Origin of the sequence: Peribacillus sp. FSL K6-5616 (assembly GCF_038008245.1) — a bacterium.
Classification (GTDB): domain Bacteria; phylum Bacillota; class Bacilli; order Bacillales; family DSM-1321; genus Peribacillus; species Peribacillus frigoritolerans.
On sequence record NZ_JBBOYT010000001.1, the window covers coordinates 2,606,714 to 2,621,980 of the forward strand.

General features: G+C 40.4%; 16 protein-coding genes, 1 pseudogene and 1 riboswitch. Of the genes and pseudogenes, 4 read left to right on the top strand and 13 right to left on the bottom strand.

What is annotated here, in order from left to right; all coding sequences use genetic code 11:
- Positions 1-120 precede the first annotated feature (120 nt).
- Both MHB45_RS12410 and MHB45_RS12415 read left to right on the top strand, forming a co-directional pair.
- On the top strand, positions 121-1,233 hold the full coding sequence (locus MHB45_RS12410; RefSeq protein WP_207118092.1) for a mechanosensitive ion channel family protein: 1,113 nt from the start codon (positions 121-123) through the stop codon (positions 1,231-1,233).
- 129 nt (positions 1,234-1,362) lie between these two features.
- Positions 1,363-2,718, top strand: coding sequence for an MATE family efflux transporter (locus tag MHB45_RS12415; RefSeq protein ID WP_072273152.1), 1,356 nt, complete (start codon positions 1,363-1,365; stop codon positions 2,716-2,718).
- Between the two features lie 62 nt (positions 2,719-2,780).
- Here MHB45_RS12415 and MHB45_RS12420 read toward each other — a convergent pair whose 3' ends face one another.
- The gene (locus tag MHB45_RS12420; RefSeq protein ID WP_161922446.1) at positions 2,781-3,554 is read right to left on the bottom strand and encodes an SDR family oxidoreductase; all 774 of its coding nucleotides are present in this window, start codon (positions 3,552-3,554) and stop codon (positions 2,781-2,783) included.
- A gap of 158 nt (positions 3,555-3,712) precedes the next feature.
- Between MHB45_RS12420 and MHB45_RS12425 the strand changes: the two genes are divergently transcribed.
- On the top strand, positions 3,713-4,180 hold the full coding sequence (locus tag MHB45_RS12425) for a hypothetical protein (RefSeq protein WP_034307462.1): 468 nt from the start codon (positions 3,713-3,715) through the stop codon (positions 4,178-4,180).
- Positions 4,181-4,373: 193 nt separating this feature from the next.
- Here the strand turns inward: MHB45_RS12425 and MHB45_RS12430 are convergent, their stop codons facing one another.
- The 6 genes from MHB45_RS12430 to MHB45_RS12455 all read right to left on the bottom strand — a co-directional run bounded on the left by MHB45_RS12430 (position 4,374) and on the right by MHB45_RS12455 (position 9,466).
- On the bottom strand, positions 4,374-5,108 hold the full coding sequence (locus MHB45_RS12430) for a CAP domain-containing protein (RefSeq protein WP_340907894.1): 735 nt from the start codon (positions 5,106-5,108) through the stop codon (positions 4,374-4,376).
- 447 nt (positions 5,109-5,555) lie between these two features.
- Positions 5,556-5,993 (bottom strand): FixH family protein, encoded by a 438-nt coding sequence (locus MHB45_RS12435; protein ID WP_048688658.1) that lies wholly within the window; start codon positions 5,991-5,993, stop codon positions 5,556-5,558.
- A gap of 19 nt (positions 5,994-6,012) precedes the next feature.
- A complete protein-coding gene (locus MHB45_RS12440; RefSeq protein WP_072273155.1) occupies positions 6,013-7,428 on the bottom strand; it encodes a sensor histidine kinase in 1,416 nt (471 codons plus the stop codon).
- Complete coding sequence (locus MHB45_RS12445) at positions 7,425-8,111, bottom strand: response regulator transcription factor (protein WP_048688663.1); 687 nt, start codon at positions 8,109-8,111, stop codon at positions 7,425-7,427. The genes MHB45_RS12440 and MHB45_RS12445 overlap by 4 nt, the downstream gene beginning before the upstream one ends.
- Before the next feature lie 5 nt (positions 8,112-8,116).
- Complete coding sequence (locus MHB45_RS12450) at positions 8,117-9,079, bottom strand: YncE family protein (protein WP_072273156.1); 963 nt, start codon at positions 9,077-9,079, stop codon at positions 8,117-8,119.
- A gap of 120 nt (positions 9,080-9,199) precedes the next feature.
- Positions 9,200-9,466 (bottom strand): hypothetical protein, encoded by a 267-nt coding sequence (locus MHB45_RS12455; protein WP_072273157.1) that lies wholly within the window; start codon positions 9,464-9,466, stop codon positions 9,200-9,202.
- A 111-nt stretch (positions 9,467-9,577) separates the two neighbouring features.
- On the opposite strand from MHB45_RS12455, the gene MHB45_RS12460 reads away from it, so the two are divergent.
- Positions 9,578-9,820 carry a hypothetical protein gene (locus MHB45_RS12460; RefSeq protein WP_034307479.1) on the top strand — a complete coding sequence of 81 codons (243 nt, stop codon included), beginning with the start codon at positions 9,578-9,580 and terminating at the stop codon, positions 9,818-9,820.
- Positions 9,821-10,250: 430 nt separating this feature from the next.
- Here MHB45_RS12460 and MHB45_RS12465 read toward each other — a convergent pair.
- From MHB45_RS12465 to mtnW, 6 genes and pseudogenes are all read right to left on the bottom strand, one after another.
- Positions 10,251-10,397: pseudogene (locus MHB45_RS12465) on the bottom strand (DUF2188 domain-containing protein); the annotation flags it as partial.
- A 66-nt stretch (positions 10,398-10,463) separates the two neighbouring features.
- A complete protein-coding gene (locus MHB45_RS12470) occupies positions 10,464-11,390 on the bottom strand; it encodes a CobW family GTP-binding protein (protein ID WP_072273158.1) in 927 nt (308 codons plus the stop codon).
- Between the two features lie 425 nt (positions 11,391-11,815).
- Positions 11,816-12,349 carry a cupin domain-containing protein gene (locus tag MHB45_RS12475; protein ID WP_048686713.1) on the bottom strand — a complete coding sequence of 178 codons (534 nt, stop codon included), beginning with the start codon at positions 12,347-12,349 and terminating at the stop codon, positions 11,816-11,818.
- Positions 12,350-12,373: 24 nt separating this feature from the next.
- Entirely contained in the window at positions 12,374-13,003 is a 630-nt protein-coding gene (locus MHB45_RS12480) for a methylthioribulose 1-phosphate dehydratase (RefSeq protein WP_072273159.1), read from the bottom strand.
- Positions 13,000-13,659, bottom strand: coding sequence for a 2-hydroxy-3-keto-5-methylthiopentenyl-1-phosphate phosphatase (locus MHB45_RS12485; RefSeq protein ID WP_072273160.1), 660 nt, complete (start codon positions 13,657-13,659; stop codon positions 13,000-13,002). Before MHB45_RS12485 ends, MHB45_RS12480 begins: the two co-directional genes overlap by 4 nt.
- Before the next feature lie 6 nt (positions 13,660-13,665).
- A complete protein-coding gene (mtnW, locus tag MHB45_RS12490) occupies positions 13,666-14,898 on the bottom strand; it encodes a 2,3-diketo-5-methylthiopentyl-1-phosphate enolase (protein WP_072273161.1) in 1,233 nt (410 codons plus the stop codon).
- A 108-nt stretch (positions 14,899-15,006) separates the two neighbouring features.
- Positions 15,007-15,160, bottom strand: a riboswitch (SAM riboswitch).
- Between the last annotated feature and the right edge of the window lie 107 nt (positions 15,161-15,267).

Genomic DNA, 15,267 nt, shown 5'->3' on the forward strand with positions numbered 1-15,267 from the left:
AGTGAACCGAAATCCCCCATTATATGTATGTAATTATCGATTATTTTTCCTTTTTCAGCGTGAATATATTATAATCTTAGTATTCTACAATACTACAAGATACAATGGAGGAGTAATACATTGCAAGAAGTTTCTGAATCACTCAATCAATTTGATGGAATCGAAGCCTGGACCAAATTAGGAATTTCCATAGGCATTTTTCTAATCTTCCTTTTGCTTCGGAAAGTATTTACTACATATATATTCAAGTTCTTTCTACGGATTGCAGAAAAACGTAAAGTTGAATTTGCCGCCAACTTAATGCTCGCAATAGAACAGCCAGTAAGATGGCTTATCGTTTTGATTGGGGTTATCATTTCACTGCACTACTTTCCGATCGACTCACCTTCGGCTGAACTCAGATCGAAAATATACAGATCGTTTTTTGTCTTCTTATTCTTTTGGACGATTTTTAATATCAGTTCGATCTTAACCATTTTATTTCCGAAATTGGTAAGTAAATTCGGACTAGAAGTCGATCAAATCGTCATGCCGTTCTTTACGAAAATCATAAACATAATCATCATTGCTTTTGGGGCTTCCATCATTGCGGAAGAATGGGGATTTAATGTCGATGGATTTGTTGCAGGGCTTGGTTTGGGTGGATTGGCTTTCGCACTTGCCGCTAAAGATACCGTCAGCAATTTCTTCGGGGGTATCGTCATCGTTACCGAAAAACCTTTTACCATAGGAGATTGGGTCAAAACTCCAAGTGTGGAGGGAACCATTGAAGACATCACATTCCGAAGCACTAAAGTTCGGACTTTTGCCCAAGCTTTAGTTACAGTCCCGAATGCAACCCTTTCGAATGAACCGATCATCAACTGGTCCAAGATGGGTAAAAGACAGATTGCCTTCCATTTGGGTGTTAATGTCACGACACCAAAAGAAAAATTGGAAAATGTCATTAAAGACATTGAAAGAATGCTTATTGATCATCCTGAAGTACATCCGGAAACGATTTTGGTTAAATTTGATGAGTTCAGTCATTCCGGTTTCAACCTTTACCTATATTTCTTCACGAAAGCCACGGACTTTGGAGGATATTTATCAATCAAAGAAGATGTGAACTTTAAAATAATGGAGATATTGGAACAGGAAGGTGTACAAATTGCCATTCCTTCACAGGCATTCATTCTTCAAAAAGACTCAGATATGGAAGCCATGAATGATTTTGAATCCATGCGCGACTGACAAAAAAGACTTGCCCTAAACGGCAAGTCTTTTTTGCTTAAAATAAAAACTCTTAAAACATCACATGGTTATGTGATATAATTCTTTCATTGTGTTGAAAATTCCAAATATTGATATTGAGGTACTTTGATGAATCAGACTTATACTAAATCACAAAAGATCCGCCTGTTATTTTATATATTGATACCTATCCTGATCACCCAAATCAGCATGTATGCCATGACTTTTTTTGATGTGATGATGTCGGGGCAATACAGCACTCAGGACGTTGCTGGCGTCTCCATCGGCAGTTCGCTATGGACACCCGTGTATACGGGGCTAAGCGGGATATTGATTGCCTTAACACCGGTGGTTTCACAGCTGGTGGGTTCCAGGCAGTCCAAATCCGTTTCCTATTCCGTGATGCAGGCCATTTATTTAGCTGTGGCTTTAGCCTTGTTCATTTTAATCATTGGAGCTTTTTCTCTGAACCCCGTATTGAATGCCATGGATCTTGAAGATAGTGTCCACATGGTGGCTCATGATTATTTGATCGCCCTTTCACTCGGTATCATTCCTTTATTCATTTATAATGCGTTGAGGGCTTTCATCGATGCTCTGGGGCAAACTAGGATTTCCATGATCATCACCTTATGTGCGCTCCCGGTAAACGTCCTTTTTAATTACCTGTTAATATACGGGAAGTTTGGATTCCCTGAACTTGGCGGTGTCGGTTCCGGGTACGCCACTGCCATTACCTATTGGTTAATTGCCCTTGTGGCCATACTGGTCGTGATAAAAATAAACCCATTTTCGACATATCAGGTTTTCACTGAATTTTTCCGGGTTTCCTGGAAAGAGTGGAAGGCCTTATTATTGATTGGTGTACCCATCGGTCTTGCTATTTTCTTTGAAACAAGCATTTTTTCGGCTGTCACCCTTTTGATGAGTAAGTATGATACCGTGACGATTGCGTCACATCAGATTGCCATGAATTTTGCGTCACTGCTTTATATGATACCGCTAAGTATATCCATGGCATTGACGATCGTCATTGGATTTGAAATTGGGGCAGCCCGTTATAAAGATGCCAAAGAGTATAGCTGGATTGGCATTTCGATGGCCTTGACGATGTCACTCGTTTTGTCGACCATCCTCTTCCTCTTCCGTGAACCTGTGGCCTCTTTATACACTAAAGATCACGAAGTAATGATGCTGACATCACATTTTTTAATATATGCCATCTTCTTTCAGATATCGGACGCCCTGCAGGCACCTATTCAGGGCATTTTGCGTGGATATAAGGATGTAAATGTCACATTTGCCATGTCACTGGTCTCCTACTGGATTCTCGGGCTTCCAATTGGCTATTTCTTTGCAAAGTTTACGGATATGGGAGCCTTTGGGTATTGGATCGGTTTAATTTCCGGTTTGGCTCTTGGGGCTATAGGCTTGGCTACTCGCTTACGGTACATTCAGCAAGTAAAATATAAAAAAATGGCATAAAAAAAGTGGGGCTGGATTACACCGGCCTCACTTTTTTCATACCGAATTCAAATTCTAAATCACTAGGCTTTATATATTTTCCCAAGAACATCCTTACCGCCTGTTACCGGTATGATGCTCCCGGTAATGAAATCTGATTTTTCATCACAAAGGAACGTGATCACCCTCGCTATATCTTCCCCCGTACCCGGTCTGCCGACTGGAACCGTATCATCCTTTTCTGCTCTCGCGACCCTTATTTCCTTCTCTTTCCAATCCCCAATGATATCACCAGGACAAACCATATTCACGGTGATTCCATGAGTAGCTTCTTCCGCAGCCAAAGTTCTTGTCAAGGAGGTCAAGCCGCTCTTTGCAGCGGCAAAAGCAGAACGATAAATCCAACCTGGTGCAGTTTCACACCGTTCAAACCCTAAGGTAATGACTCTGCCCCAGTTTCTGCTGCGCATTTGTGGAATAAGTTCCTTCGCAAAATAGAAAAAACCATTTAAATTCCCGTCCATGATGTACTTCCATTCATCGCTGCCATAATCAGTCATCGGTTTACGATCATGCATATATGGCCCTGCGTTATGAATGAAGATATCAACATGGCCAAATGTCTCCGAAATCTTTTGCAATATATTCCGGCAATCTTCCTCACTTGACGAGTCACCTTGAATCGCAATTGCCTTAACATGGTACATTTCCTGTAATTCATCCACTAATGCTAAAGCTGCCTTTTCACTTTTTCGATAAGTAATGATGATGGACATTCCATTATCCGCGAGTGAAAATGCCATCCTTTTGCCGATACCCGTTACTCCACCAGTAATAAAAGCTACTTTTTCATCCACAGGCTTACCCTCTTTATCTAATGGATTTTACTTAATTATACATAAGTTTATTCCATTTTCTATAATTTAGTAATTATAAAAAAGAACCTCTGGGCTTTAGCTGCATAAAATATAACAAATAAACCTGTCAGACCATAAGCAGGAGAGAGGAATTCAATATGTTTCCCTGGAATTCACTTTTTTCTTTTAAGAATAACCCGAACCAAAAGGAATTCATGAAAAATATGCAGCAAAGTGATGTTCAATCGTTCATTGAAAAGGTATTTTCACAAGTGATCCCTGACAATATGCAAGGTATGATGAACCAAAATGATGGCGGCTCACAAAAAGTAAATGCCAGATCTGAACATCCTTTACATGCCGAAGTATTTGAAACCCACTTATATGTCTTCGTAAGAATTCCAATACAAGATGAATCTTGGCTAAAGAAAATGAAACTTTACCATACATCTAACCAATCCATCATCGAGGGGATTCCTGAAGAGTCAGATCGGCATGTCATAACACTCCCCGCACCTGTAAAGAAAAAAGGGGCATCAGCCCAATATAAAGAATCAACATTGGAAATACGGCTTCAAAAAAGTTTCAATACACAGTATTCAGAAATCGATGTATCGGAAATTTAAGTGGCTTCACCGGGACCTCACTGATGTTAAGGTGCGGTTCCAGTTATTTCTTGGTTCAATTTTTTTTAGATTTGGGTACATTATAGAGAACCAATCGATGTCACAATTGATTTTTTTCATGGAATGGAATGATCCATTCTCGCAAAAAAAAAGCGCACCCCAATTTAATGGGATGCACTATTCTATTAATCTATTATTTTCCGATGAATTGTTGAGTCCAGTAGTTACCAGATTCTACGTAACCTACTCCAATATGAGTAAAGCTAGAATTCATGATGTTTTCACGGTGTCCTTGGCTATTCATCCAAGCTTGTACCACTTCTTCAGGTGTTTGTTGACCTTGTGCGATGTTTTCGCCAGCTGTTTTATAGCTGATTCCGAATTGTTTCATCATATCGAAAGGTGAGCCGTAAGTCGGGCTATTGTGGTCAAAGTAGTTTTTATCTTTCATGTCTTGAGACTTGATACGTGCAACTTTGCTCAACTCAGTGTCGATTTTAAGAGCTGCCAAACCTTGTTTTTCACGTTCTGCATTCGTTAATTTAACAACTTCTTGTTCAAAAGCACTTAATTCAGAGCTTGTCTCTGGTTTTTTATCAGTTGATTTATCAGGTGTTACTTCTGGTGCTGCAGGTTTTGCTGCTGGTTTTGATTGGTTCGTTGTTCCAGCTTCTTGTTGAGCTGGTTTTTGAGCTGGTTTTTGAACTGGTTTTTGAACTGGTTTTTGTTGTGCCTGCGCAGCAGGTATAGTGATATTGTATTTAGCTAGGTATTGGTTAAGGACTTTTTGCATATCCTCTTTATTCGTAGTTTTATAAGTTACTTGTTTCACTGTATCACAGTTGGCTGCTTCAGCTTGGTTAGCTCCTACTCCTGTGAATATAATAGCTGCAGCCGCTGCTGCTGACATAATCATTTTCTTTTTCATTCGTATTTCCTCCTGTGATGTTCATTTTTTGTTGTGCTTTGCTTCTGGAATTATCATAACATGCACTTTTTGTAATAAAGGCACCATCAATTTCCATCAAATTCACAGGATGCGAATGAAAATATATTTATGATCCAAGTTTCAGAGAAAACAAGCATAAATGCTTTAACTATCTATGTTTCTGCCATCAGTATAAATACTCATATTTTTCCAGTAATTATTTGTCAATGGTAGTTACATAGAACCATTTCCATGGAATACTAATAACTTTTAGTTGACATATCGTTACTAACCGAATTATTATGACTTTCTTTACTTTTATGTTACAAATTTTTCGGTTTCACTTCGACATTTCGTCATTTTCCCCCTATCGTCTTGAACATTTTTCCAAATAAAAAAACAATCCGGATTTAGGCCCGAATTGTTTTGATTTTGATGGTACATTCATCATTTCATTTCTTCATCATTCATCTCATCCATTTCTTTTTTTCCGCCATTTTGTTCGGGAGTGCTTGGTTTACCAATGACGAATTCTTTCTTTGGCATGTTGTGCATGTCCCTTGCCGTTACGTGGGCATATACATAATAGGTTCCTTCTTCATCAAAAGTCTTTTCCAGTTCATATATACCGTTCCCTTTATGTTTTACTGCTATCTTGTCATGGTCATCGCTATTCGCAAGCCAAATTTCAAAACTGACATCATCCGCATCTGTCACGACTTCGTCCCCATATGTTACTTTTGCCTGAAATTTCACTGGCTCATTCACTTTACCCTGAATTGGATCGACAGCTAAATCGACATTTAACATTTTTGGAATTTCCTCTTTCTTTCCGCATCCAGCCAAAAAAATTAACGCCATGCAAAATAACATGATTTTTTTCATTTTTGAACGTACCCCCTTTTTATGAATTCCATTCTTCTTTTATAATCGGCAGGATAACCCTGACCGTTGTTCCCCTTTTTACCTTGCTTTCTATTTCGATTTTACCATTTTGTAATTCCACCAATTTTTTGACAATGGACAGTCCAAGCCCTGAACCGCCATCAAAACGGCTGCGTGCTTTGTTCACACGGTAAAAACGATTCATGATATACGGCAGATCCGCTTCCGGAATCCCGTTACCCGTGTCAGTAACCAGCAGTTCGCAATCTTCTTTATGCTGAATTAGGGTAATATGAATCGCCCCTCCGGGATCCGTATACTGAATGGCATTATCAAAAATGTTATGTAGAATCTGTTCCATCCTTCCTACATCCCCAAAAATAATCGGGTCTGGATCCAGGTCTAGCTTCAAGCCCAATTGTTTTTCCTTTATTATCGGTTCATATTTCACAAGTACGTCTTCAATGAATTGCGCATAGGCAATCGGGCTTTTATCTAATAAAAACGGAGCACTATCCATTTTTGATAAGTCCATAAGATCTCCCACAAGCCGCTGCAGCCTAAGAGCCTCCCTTGAAATGAGTTGAAGGTATTTCCGTTGCTCTTCATCACTTTTCACGACACCATCCAATATGGCCTGCGTATATCCCTTTACGTAACTAAGCGGGGTTCTGAGCTCATGTGCAACATTTTCCAGAAATTCTTTTTTTCTTTCTTCTTCCAAATGGATGGAATTGGCCATATCATTAAAGGCTATTGCCAGTTTACCTATCTCATCATGACTCCTTACCTCGACCTGTATGTCATAATCCCCCTCTGAGACACGATGGGCCGCAGTCTCGATTTCCTTAATCGGACTGACTAGCTTTTTCAACCATTTAGTAGTAAACAAAATCGCGACAATCAAAAATAATAGAACCGCCGCCAACCATTTTGCAGCAAATTCCTTAAATAAGACCGTAATGGAATCTACAGGAATATATGTATAGATGATACCTTCGAGGCGATTTTCGTCAATCAGGGGTATGATCGCCGCTACGATGTTCTTTTCAAACCTTTTCTCATATCCCTCTTTTTCAACGGCTTTCCCATCTAAGAGCATTTGCCGTTCTTCTTCAGAAATAAGGGTATCATAATTGATTTCAAAAGGCAGACAGGCACTCAATTCCCTGGGATTATTGACGACAAAGACTTCGCTGTCGTTCTTACTGTTAAACCATTCAACTTTTTGCTTAAAGTCTTCGCTGATTTCTCCGCCGGAATAATCCGCCCCTAGCAATGATGCTTCATTGACTAAATCCGTTTTAAGCTTCTCCACATATAGATTTTTATAATAATATTGAGAAAGGGAGTAAGCGAACAGCACGGATAGGATGATGGCGGAGATAATGGTGAGCCATAATTTAAAAGAAAGGGTTCGCCATTTATAGATCATTTCTTTTCCTCTATCTTATAACCGATTCCCCAGACGGTTTGAATGTAATCGGCCGCTCTTAATTTCATTCGTAACGTTTTAATATGGGTATCCACAGTACGTAAAGATCCTCCATACTCACCGCTCCATACATTTTCAAGCAGTTGTTCACGGCTGAGTGCCTGGCTTTTATGACGCATGAGGAATAACAGCAATTCGAATTCTTTCAAGGTTAAATTGATTGGCTTCCCTTCCACTAAAACCGTTCTGGATTGTAAGTTCAAGCTGATTTTACCGAATCGGACATGGTTTTGATTCTCTTCATTCAATGATAATTTCCCTGTCCTTCGCAATACCGCTTCGACCCTTGCAACCAATTCTCCTGGATTGAATGGTTTGACGATATAATCGTCGCCGCCAAGCTTCAGCCCTTTCACCTTATCCCATTCTTCACCTTTCGCACTGACAAATATCACAGGGATTTCCCAATTTTCACGAATTTCTTCACAAACGGAGAAACCGTCCATACCTGGCATCATGATATCCAATAGGATTAAATCCACTTCCTCTGTTTCAACCATACTTATAGCTTCTTTTCCATTCGCAGCTTGAAGGCATCGATAACCTGAGTTCAGCAAATACATTTCAACCAGATTTCGCATATCTTCTTCATCATCCACGACTAAAATGGTGTAAACATGCATGTCATCTACTCCCTCAATATCAATTGGAATGGACCTTCGCCGACTTTGATCGTTTTTTTAACATCGACTGTTTCAGCATCCATTACATACACTTCATCACTATCATATCCTGCCACGACCACATCTTCGTTAAAGTTCGCCATTTCAAAGGGGTTGACGCCGACCACTTTGCTTTTGACTTCCTCATATTGATCATTCAATTTATATAAGGAGCTAGTCCCATGACTAAGGACAAATATTCCTTCATCATTTTCCAGGAACTTTATCGGCATGGTTGGGGCCTTAAGCTTTTTCTTCAACTCTCCCGTTTTTGCCGAATAAATATATAGATCTTCTTCCACTTGATCCCCATCACCATGTCCTCCGATCCATATTTCATCCTTTTCTTCCCTTAATAATGTGCCTGTGCTGGAACTATGTACGGGAAATTCGAAATCGACCTTTTTCGTTTCAAGATTTATCACTGAACATTTGGTATCACCAAAATTAATAACATACAATCGATTCGCTTGCTCTCCTTGAAGAACGGTCAAGGGGCTTTTACCAACCTTGACAATATCCTGTTCCTCCCCATCAGCATTTAAAAAATAAATGGAGTGATTCGATTGATTGACCGCCACGATGCTTTTACCATCACGTAACAACTGCATATTGACGATCCCTTTCCCAATTTCCCAACTGTTTATCAGTTTTCCTGCAGATAAGGAGTACACTTGGACTTTCTCCATCTCTTTTCCATAAAGCAGGATAGTATCTTTGTCTGCCAGGAGCAGGGCTCCGGTAAATGGTTCTGAAATATCCCATTTTGCAAAAGCATGATAGTTTTCGTCTATGAAAGTCAGTGATGTATCCTTGATATTGACAGTTGCCAGGAAAGGTTGACTTTTATTGATTTTAGTAAATGCATTACCGCTATTACACCCCGTAAGCAGTACGATGGCAAGAAAAAGCCCAATGCCCCACTTCATAATTTTAAGCTCCTTATTCATTAAATATCTATTTTTTAAAAATTTTAACAATGATTTGTGAAAAAAGTATGAAGCATAAAAGAATATTTGCTAACAAGCATCCGTATCACACTCGAAAAATCATAATCTTTCCAATTCAGTGATATAGGCCATGACAATCGCATGTTTCATTTCTTCCGAAAGCGAAGATTCCATCACGCGTTTAATAGATAGGTAAAATTTCTCCAATACTGGTTTTCGGGCACGGGGATGGGCATTTTCATCCAAAAGCTCTCGTCGGATGAGTTCCGGCAACACTTCCCTTCCACCTCCATCACTCACCTTACGATTGTTCCATATGCTTAAATAAGCCACCAGTAATTCTTCTTGCCTGACATTTTCTTTCATAGTATCCCTTCCCTCCATTACTAATTTATACATATAAATATTCAAGTTTGTAAAGACTAACTTAATAATAAGATATCATGCTTTTTAAAATCCAAAAAAGGAGTGAGTACAATGTCTCAAGTATACCGCTGTCCGAATTGCCGGACAAATAAATCTCGCTTCAATCTCATTCAGCAAGTAGCAACCCCCATTAAAAAGGATCCCCAATCCGGTGAGATTGTTGAACAATATTCGAACGACTCCCTTCTGCCATTCCATCTAGCATATAATGGTCCTGAAGTTCGGGTTCAGTGTGCTGCTTGCGGATTGATAGAAGACGAAAAGACATTTGCCGCCTTTGGAATGCAACAATAAAAATGAGGCTGTCTTATAAGTTCCTAAAATAAAACAGGTGAAGAAAAACAATTCGTTTTTCTTCACCTGTTTTTCTATTTTTATAATTTTTCCCTGAAGGTAGTTGGCAAAAGCCGGCTACCTTCGGAATAATATGGCCATGGCTACGATGCCACCGTTTGAACTTTCGTTAAACCCCGAAGCGAAAAGCGACGGAACGCCGATTGCCCTTGTATGACCAAAAAAGACTCTCTACCTCGATTTTTCGTCGAGCGTAAATTTGTACATTTGATTCAAAAGGTTCACTTTTGCCTTCGCTTTTAGTTCTTCGTAATTAGCTTAAAATGTACCTTGCGATTTTTATGCATAAATTTTATAAAAGGAGGGTTGCTTCGGTCATTTTACTGACTTTTAGGACAGCCCCATTTTTTCAATCTTTTCCCACTGATATCTTGGCCCGGTCTATGGCAATTGGAATGGCTTTTCCATCCTCATATCCTTCATCCAATAGTGCATTCGCGATTTCTATAGCCTTTTCCCTTACATCTTTATCTAGATTCTTCATCGAGTTTGGGTAATCGTTCTTATTCCATGGCACTAATACCGCCTCCTTGATAAGAAAGTCTTCTTTTCATGTTTCCCTTCTTTAATGGGCGGTAAACGTTTATCGGGCCGCTTTCGCTTCCAAAGCTTTCAACTGACCGATCAACATTTCCTTATCCAACTTTTCCCCGATCATGACGATATTCAATGGCATTTTCATCATTTCATTCATATACATCGGCATTCCGTAGGAGTATTGGAATAAATGGGGGTATTGTGAATGTGTAAAGGAAATATATCCTTTCATTCGATAGACCGTTTCCGGCAGGGCCCTAAGCCACTCTTCAAAGTCGGTTTGTGCCACGGCACCTTCAAATGTATGAACGATTGCAGTTAAATGCAAATGGTCATGTACATCAAGCTTTTGATGGCCATTATGCCTTTTTCTTTGCATTTGCTGCAATGATGCCAAGGAAACGGCTGCATACTCCGTCAATAAACATACAGCATCCGTATTCAGTGCTTGTATCGTATATATGAGCTGTGCGGCCTCCATCTCACTTACCATATCCGCTTTATTCAATAATATGAAATCGGCATGGTGGATTTGTTCTGCAAGCAACTGTCGAAGCTGCGGAGACAGTTGCTCCCGATCGCGCCACCTTAATAAATCGACGACCGTGATGATCCCTTTGTATTCCAGTCTTTTGGCGAAAATCGGAGACATGATGCCATCCAATACTTCAACTGGATGAGCTGCACCCGTCGTTTCAATATAAACCGCATCCAGTTCATTTTCAGTTAGTAACTCATGAAGCTGAACCTCCAGTTTATCTTGAATCGTGCAGCAGATGCACCCGTCAAACAACTCCTTCAGAGGCACTCCATCACCTATGAGTCCGCTGTCAACCGATACACTGCCGAGCTCATTTAAAAGCACTGCCACTTTTCTGCCCGCTTCACTTTCCTGTTTTAAAATATTTCGAAGAAGCGTCGTTTTCCCGCTGCCGAGAAAGCCGCCCAATATGTACACTTCGGTCGTTTTCATTCTTATCTGCTCCTAAATCCGGTTAAATTCGATTCCGTTAAATTTTATCATAATTAGCTTACTAAAGCACTTGCCGGATTCACATAAAAAAACCAGCCCGTAAGCTGGTTTCAGACTAGGCAAATTCGAAGAAAAGCGAGTTCGACTGCGGTTTTTTATTTAAAAACGTCCAGTCGATTTCAGAAATCCGCTCCCTTTCCGCCGACTGTCTCCCGAGCCTCCTCGACGCAAGCGTCTGTGGGGTCTCGGCTAGCCAGTTATTCGGCAGGAGTGTCGTAAATTTCTTCAATCCAATGGGGATTACAGGAAAAAACCATTAAGCATAATCAGGTCTTGTTTTAAAATCATGGTTCGAGATGAGACCATTCCGAACCCTTTTTTCTACAAATAGAAACCAGCCCGTAAGCTGGTTTTTCAACATTGATTCATGCTTGAACTTCGTCTTTTTCGTAAATCGGCACCCATCCCGCAGCTGTTACGAAAATCCGGACAGCAACAGTTTTCCTATCTTCCGCGAGCGTGAAATAATGTCTTGTTGATTCTGGTACACTAATAAGATCTCCTGGATTAAGCCGTACATCAAACCACTGTTTATCATTGCCTTCAATGGCAAAGATACTCGTTCCGCCTGCTATGAAACGCACTTCATCATCTTCGTGATGGTGTTCCTGCTTAAAGTTTTCAAGCATTTGATCCAAGTTCGGGTTTGCATCGGATAATGTGATGATATCATGGGCTTTATAGCCTCTTCTTTCAGAGATTTCCGCTATCTCTGATTGGAATGTTACAAGGATTTCCTCCTTGTCAGCATCTGTTAAATCGTATTTTTCCACAAGATGGGCAGGTAATTTAGAAATGTCCCATTGTTCATAAATAACCCCTTGTGTTTCTAAAAAACCTTTTACCTGTTCACCGTTTTCAATAACCTCGTTTGTTTCATGGAATCTGATCGTCGCCATCATTCATTCCTCCTCTATGAGTATTTATCTTATAGAACCTGCAAACGCCTTTTGTTGATTAAGCAACAGTTGATATTGAAATAAAAATTCGCAAGCTTCAAGTATTCTTTTTGCTTCGAGTCCGCTTTTGCCCCAAACCGTAATGCCATGATTGCGTATCAGCACAGCGCCAGAGTCTCCTTCAACATGCGGCTTGAACTTATCGGATAGCAGCGGAATGTCAGCGTGATTATATATGATTGGAATCCGAAGCTCCGAATCTTCATCCCACCGACCGGTCGCTTTAATGATTTCATGATTACGAAAGGAAACTTGGCCTTCATCTCCGTACAATTCCGATATCACATTATTTTCAACTGTATGTACATGGAGTACACAGTTCGCATTGGTTTTTCGGTAAATGTCTGTATGAAGTAAAGTTTCGGCCGATGGTCTTAGGTTCGTATCTTCAACTGGTTTTCCTTTTAAATCCACCAGTAAAAAGTCCGAATCCGATTGCTTCCTTTTATCCTTACCGCTTGCGGTAATATAAAAGAAAGGGCTTTTGGGCTCACGGATGGACAAATTCCCGCTAGTTCCCATAAACCAATCCCTTTCGGCCAGCTCAGCTTTAATATCTGCCAACTCCTGCCATTCTTTAGTATGAGTGTTCACGCTTTAACCACCTCCTGCTGCTTTATAATGTCAATTACATCAAAAAATGTTTCGAATCCTTGATGTGGAATTCCTTCCCTTTCACATTTTTCAAGCAGTATGTCACGGGCTATGACAAAATCGGCCTGTTTTGCCGCTTCAAAATCCGTCACTGAATCTCCAATAACGAGTTTAAAATCTTCCGGACCCGTAATTTTCCTCATAATGGATGGCTTGCAGCAACCGCAATCATTATTACATTGCTCATCACAAGCATGTGGCCACTCAATATAAATCTTTTCCTTATCAAAAAATGCATGGTTGCAATAAACGGACTCTGTTGGCAATATATCATTCAAAAGGGGTGCAATGAAAAAATCCATGCCACCGCTTACAATATATAAAGGGATATTGGCTTGTTTCGTATATTCAACAAATTCATAAAACCCTGGACGAATGCCGGCCGTTTTTCTTACATATTGGATGATGTCATCCTTCAAGCCACTTTCAAGGAGGGAAAACATATCCCCAACTCCTGAAGATATACTGATTTTTTGCTGAAGGACACCATCTTTCAACGCTTCCCATTCCGGAGGCGCAAATTTCTTCATAATTGAAATGATATTATCTGTGTTGGTAATCGTTCCGTCAAAATCACAAAAGATAATCGGTTTCATTATTTCTTATAGGCCTCCCCACAACACAAGAGCTTTTCTTAGGGTTTCTTCCTCAGCCGCCGCTTCAGAAAGTTCCTTTCCTGCCAGAACGGCTTCCACAGCAGAACGGAAAGCCTTGGCACCGCCCTCTGCTCCGTCAGGGTGCCCGTGAATTCCGCCTCCGGCATTAATTACACTATCATGCCCGAAATCCTTGATCAGGTCCGGAACCATGCCCGGATGAATGCCTGCAGAAGGAACAGGGAAGGCTTTTTTCCATGCAAGTTCATCTTTTGTCAGAGCTTCAGCAATCGCTAAGGTCTCCGTTTTTTCAAGTGCGACATTTCCATAAGGAGAAGGGAACAAGGATAAATCCGCACCTGATAATCTAACTAATTTACCAAGCAATAATGGATAGCCGATACCATAAAATGATGAAGATGCCAATGCTCCGCTATATGCGGGGTGCGCCATGATCGGCAACTTGATACGATCATGTTCACTCAAGGCCTGCAATACATCCAAACCATATGTATGAACGTTGAACAATAAAGCATCTGCCCCTGCTTCAGCCGCTTGCTCTGCCTTATCCAATAATTCAAATGTTTTCCCTGATAGATTGACAGCATATAAAGTCCGGTGGCCAGTAGTTTCATAGACTTCATTCAATATTCTTTTTCCCGTTTTTATTCTATCGAAAAATGGAGTCAGTTCCTGATCAAAGAGGATCTCATCATCCTTAACTAGATCGACACCTCCCAATGCTTGTTGCCTCAGTTGCTCATTATGAAATGGTAGGTCTCTTCCCAATACGCCTTTAAAGATGCTCATCACCAAGGGCCGGTTAAATACGCCAACCTTTTCCCTTATGCCTTCAATGCCAAATTGCGGCCCGGGAAAAGCTTTTTGAATATCACCGACAAAATCCAAGTCAATAAGTTTTATTTCACCGTCCAATGAAAGTTTGCCGAAGACCGTCGTAAGGATTGCGGGTAAATCATTGGAGAAATTCCTTGCCGGATAGGCAATTTTAATCAGCGAACGGTATACTTTCCGATTAAAGTAGCTGTTTGCCCTCTCATCTTCAGATAGGGGTGTCACCGATACGACGCGTCCCTTATGTTTTTCCAGTTGTTTCTGTACCAAATGTGGCAAGTCCGTCCATGTCCCCACAGTCAGACCCAAGGCAATGCTCTCTGCTTTTTTCTCATGATTTCCATTAAAGTCATGAATTAAATAAGTAGCGACTATCTCGCTCATCTGATCACTCCTATAACACGTTAGTAAACTCTCGATGTCATTAATAACCTGAGATGGTCTCAAAATGGCAAAAGCCCCTTCATAAAGAAGAGGCTTTAAAAAGCCATCTTCTTATCTCCCAGCCCTCGGCTGCAAGAATTAGCACCGTGCCTTGTGGATTTCAAAAAAATCCGGCGGAAGGATTCCGCCCCATTTTACAATGGAATTACGGTCGGTTGCTGGGCTTCATCGGGCTAGTCCCTCCACCTGCTCAAAATAAGAAAACGCTGATATATAAGTTGCATCAAAGTATCGAAAGATTAAGAATTTATTTTGTATTCTGACAGGTAATTCCTACTTTGTCAATAAGTTTTAACTATTTAAAGGTGA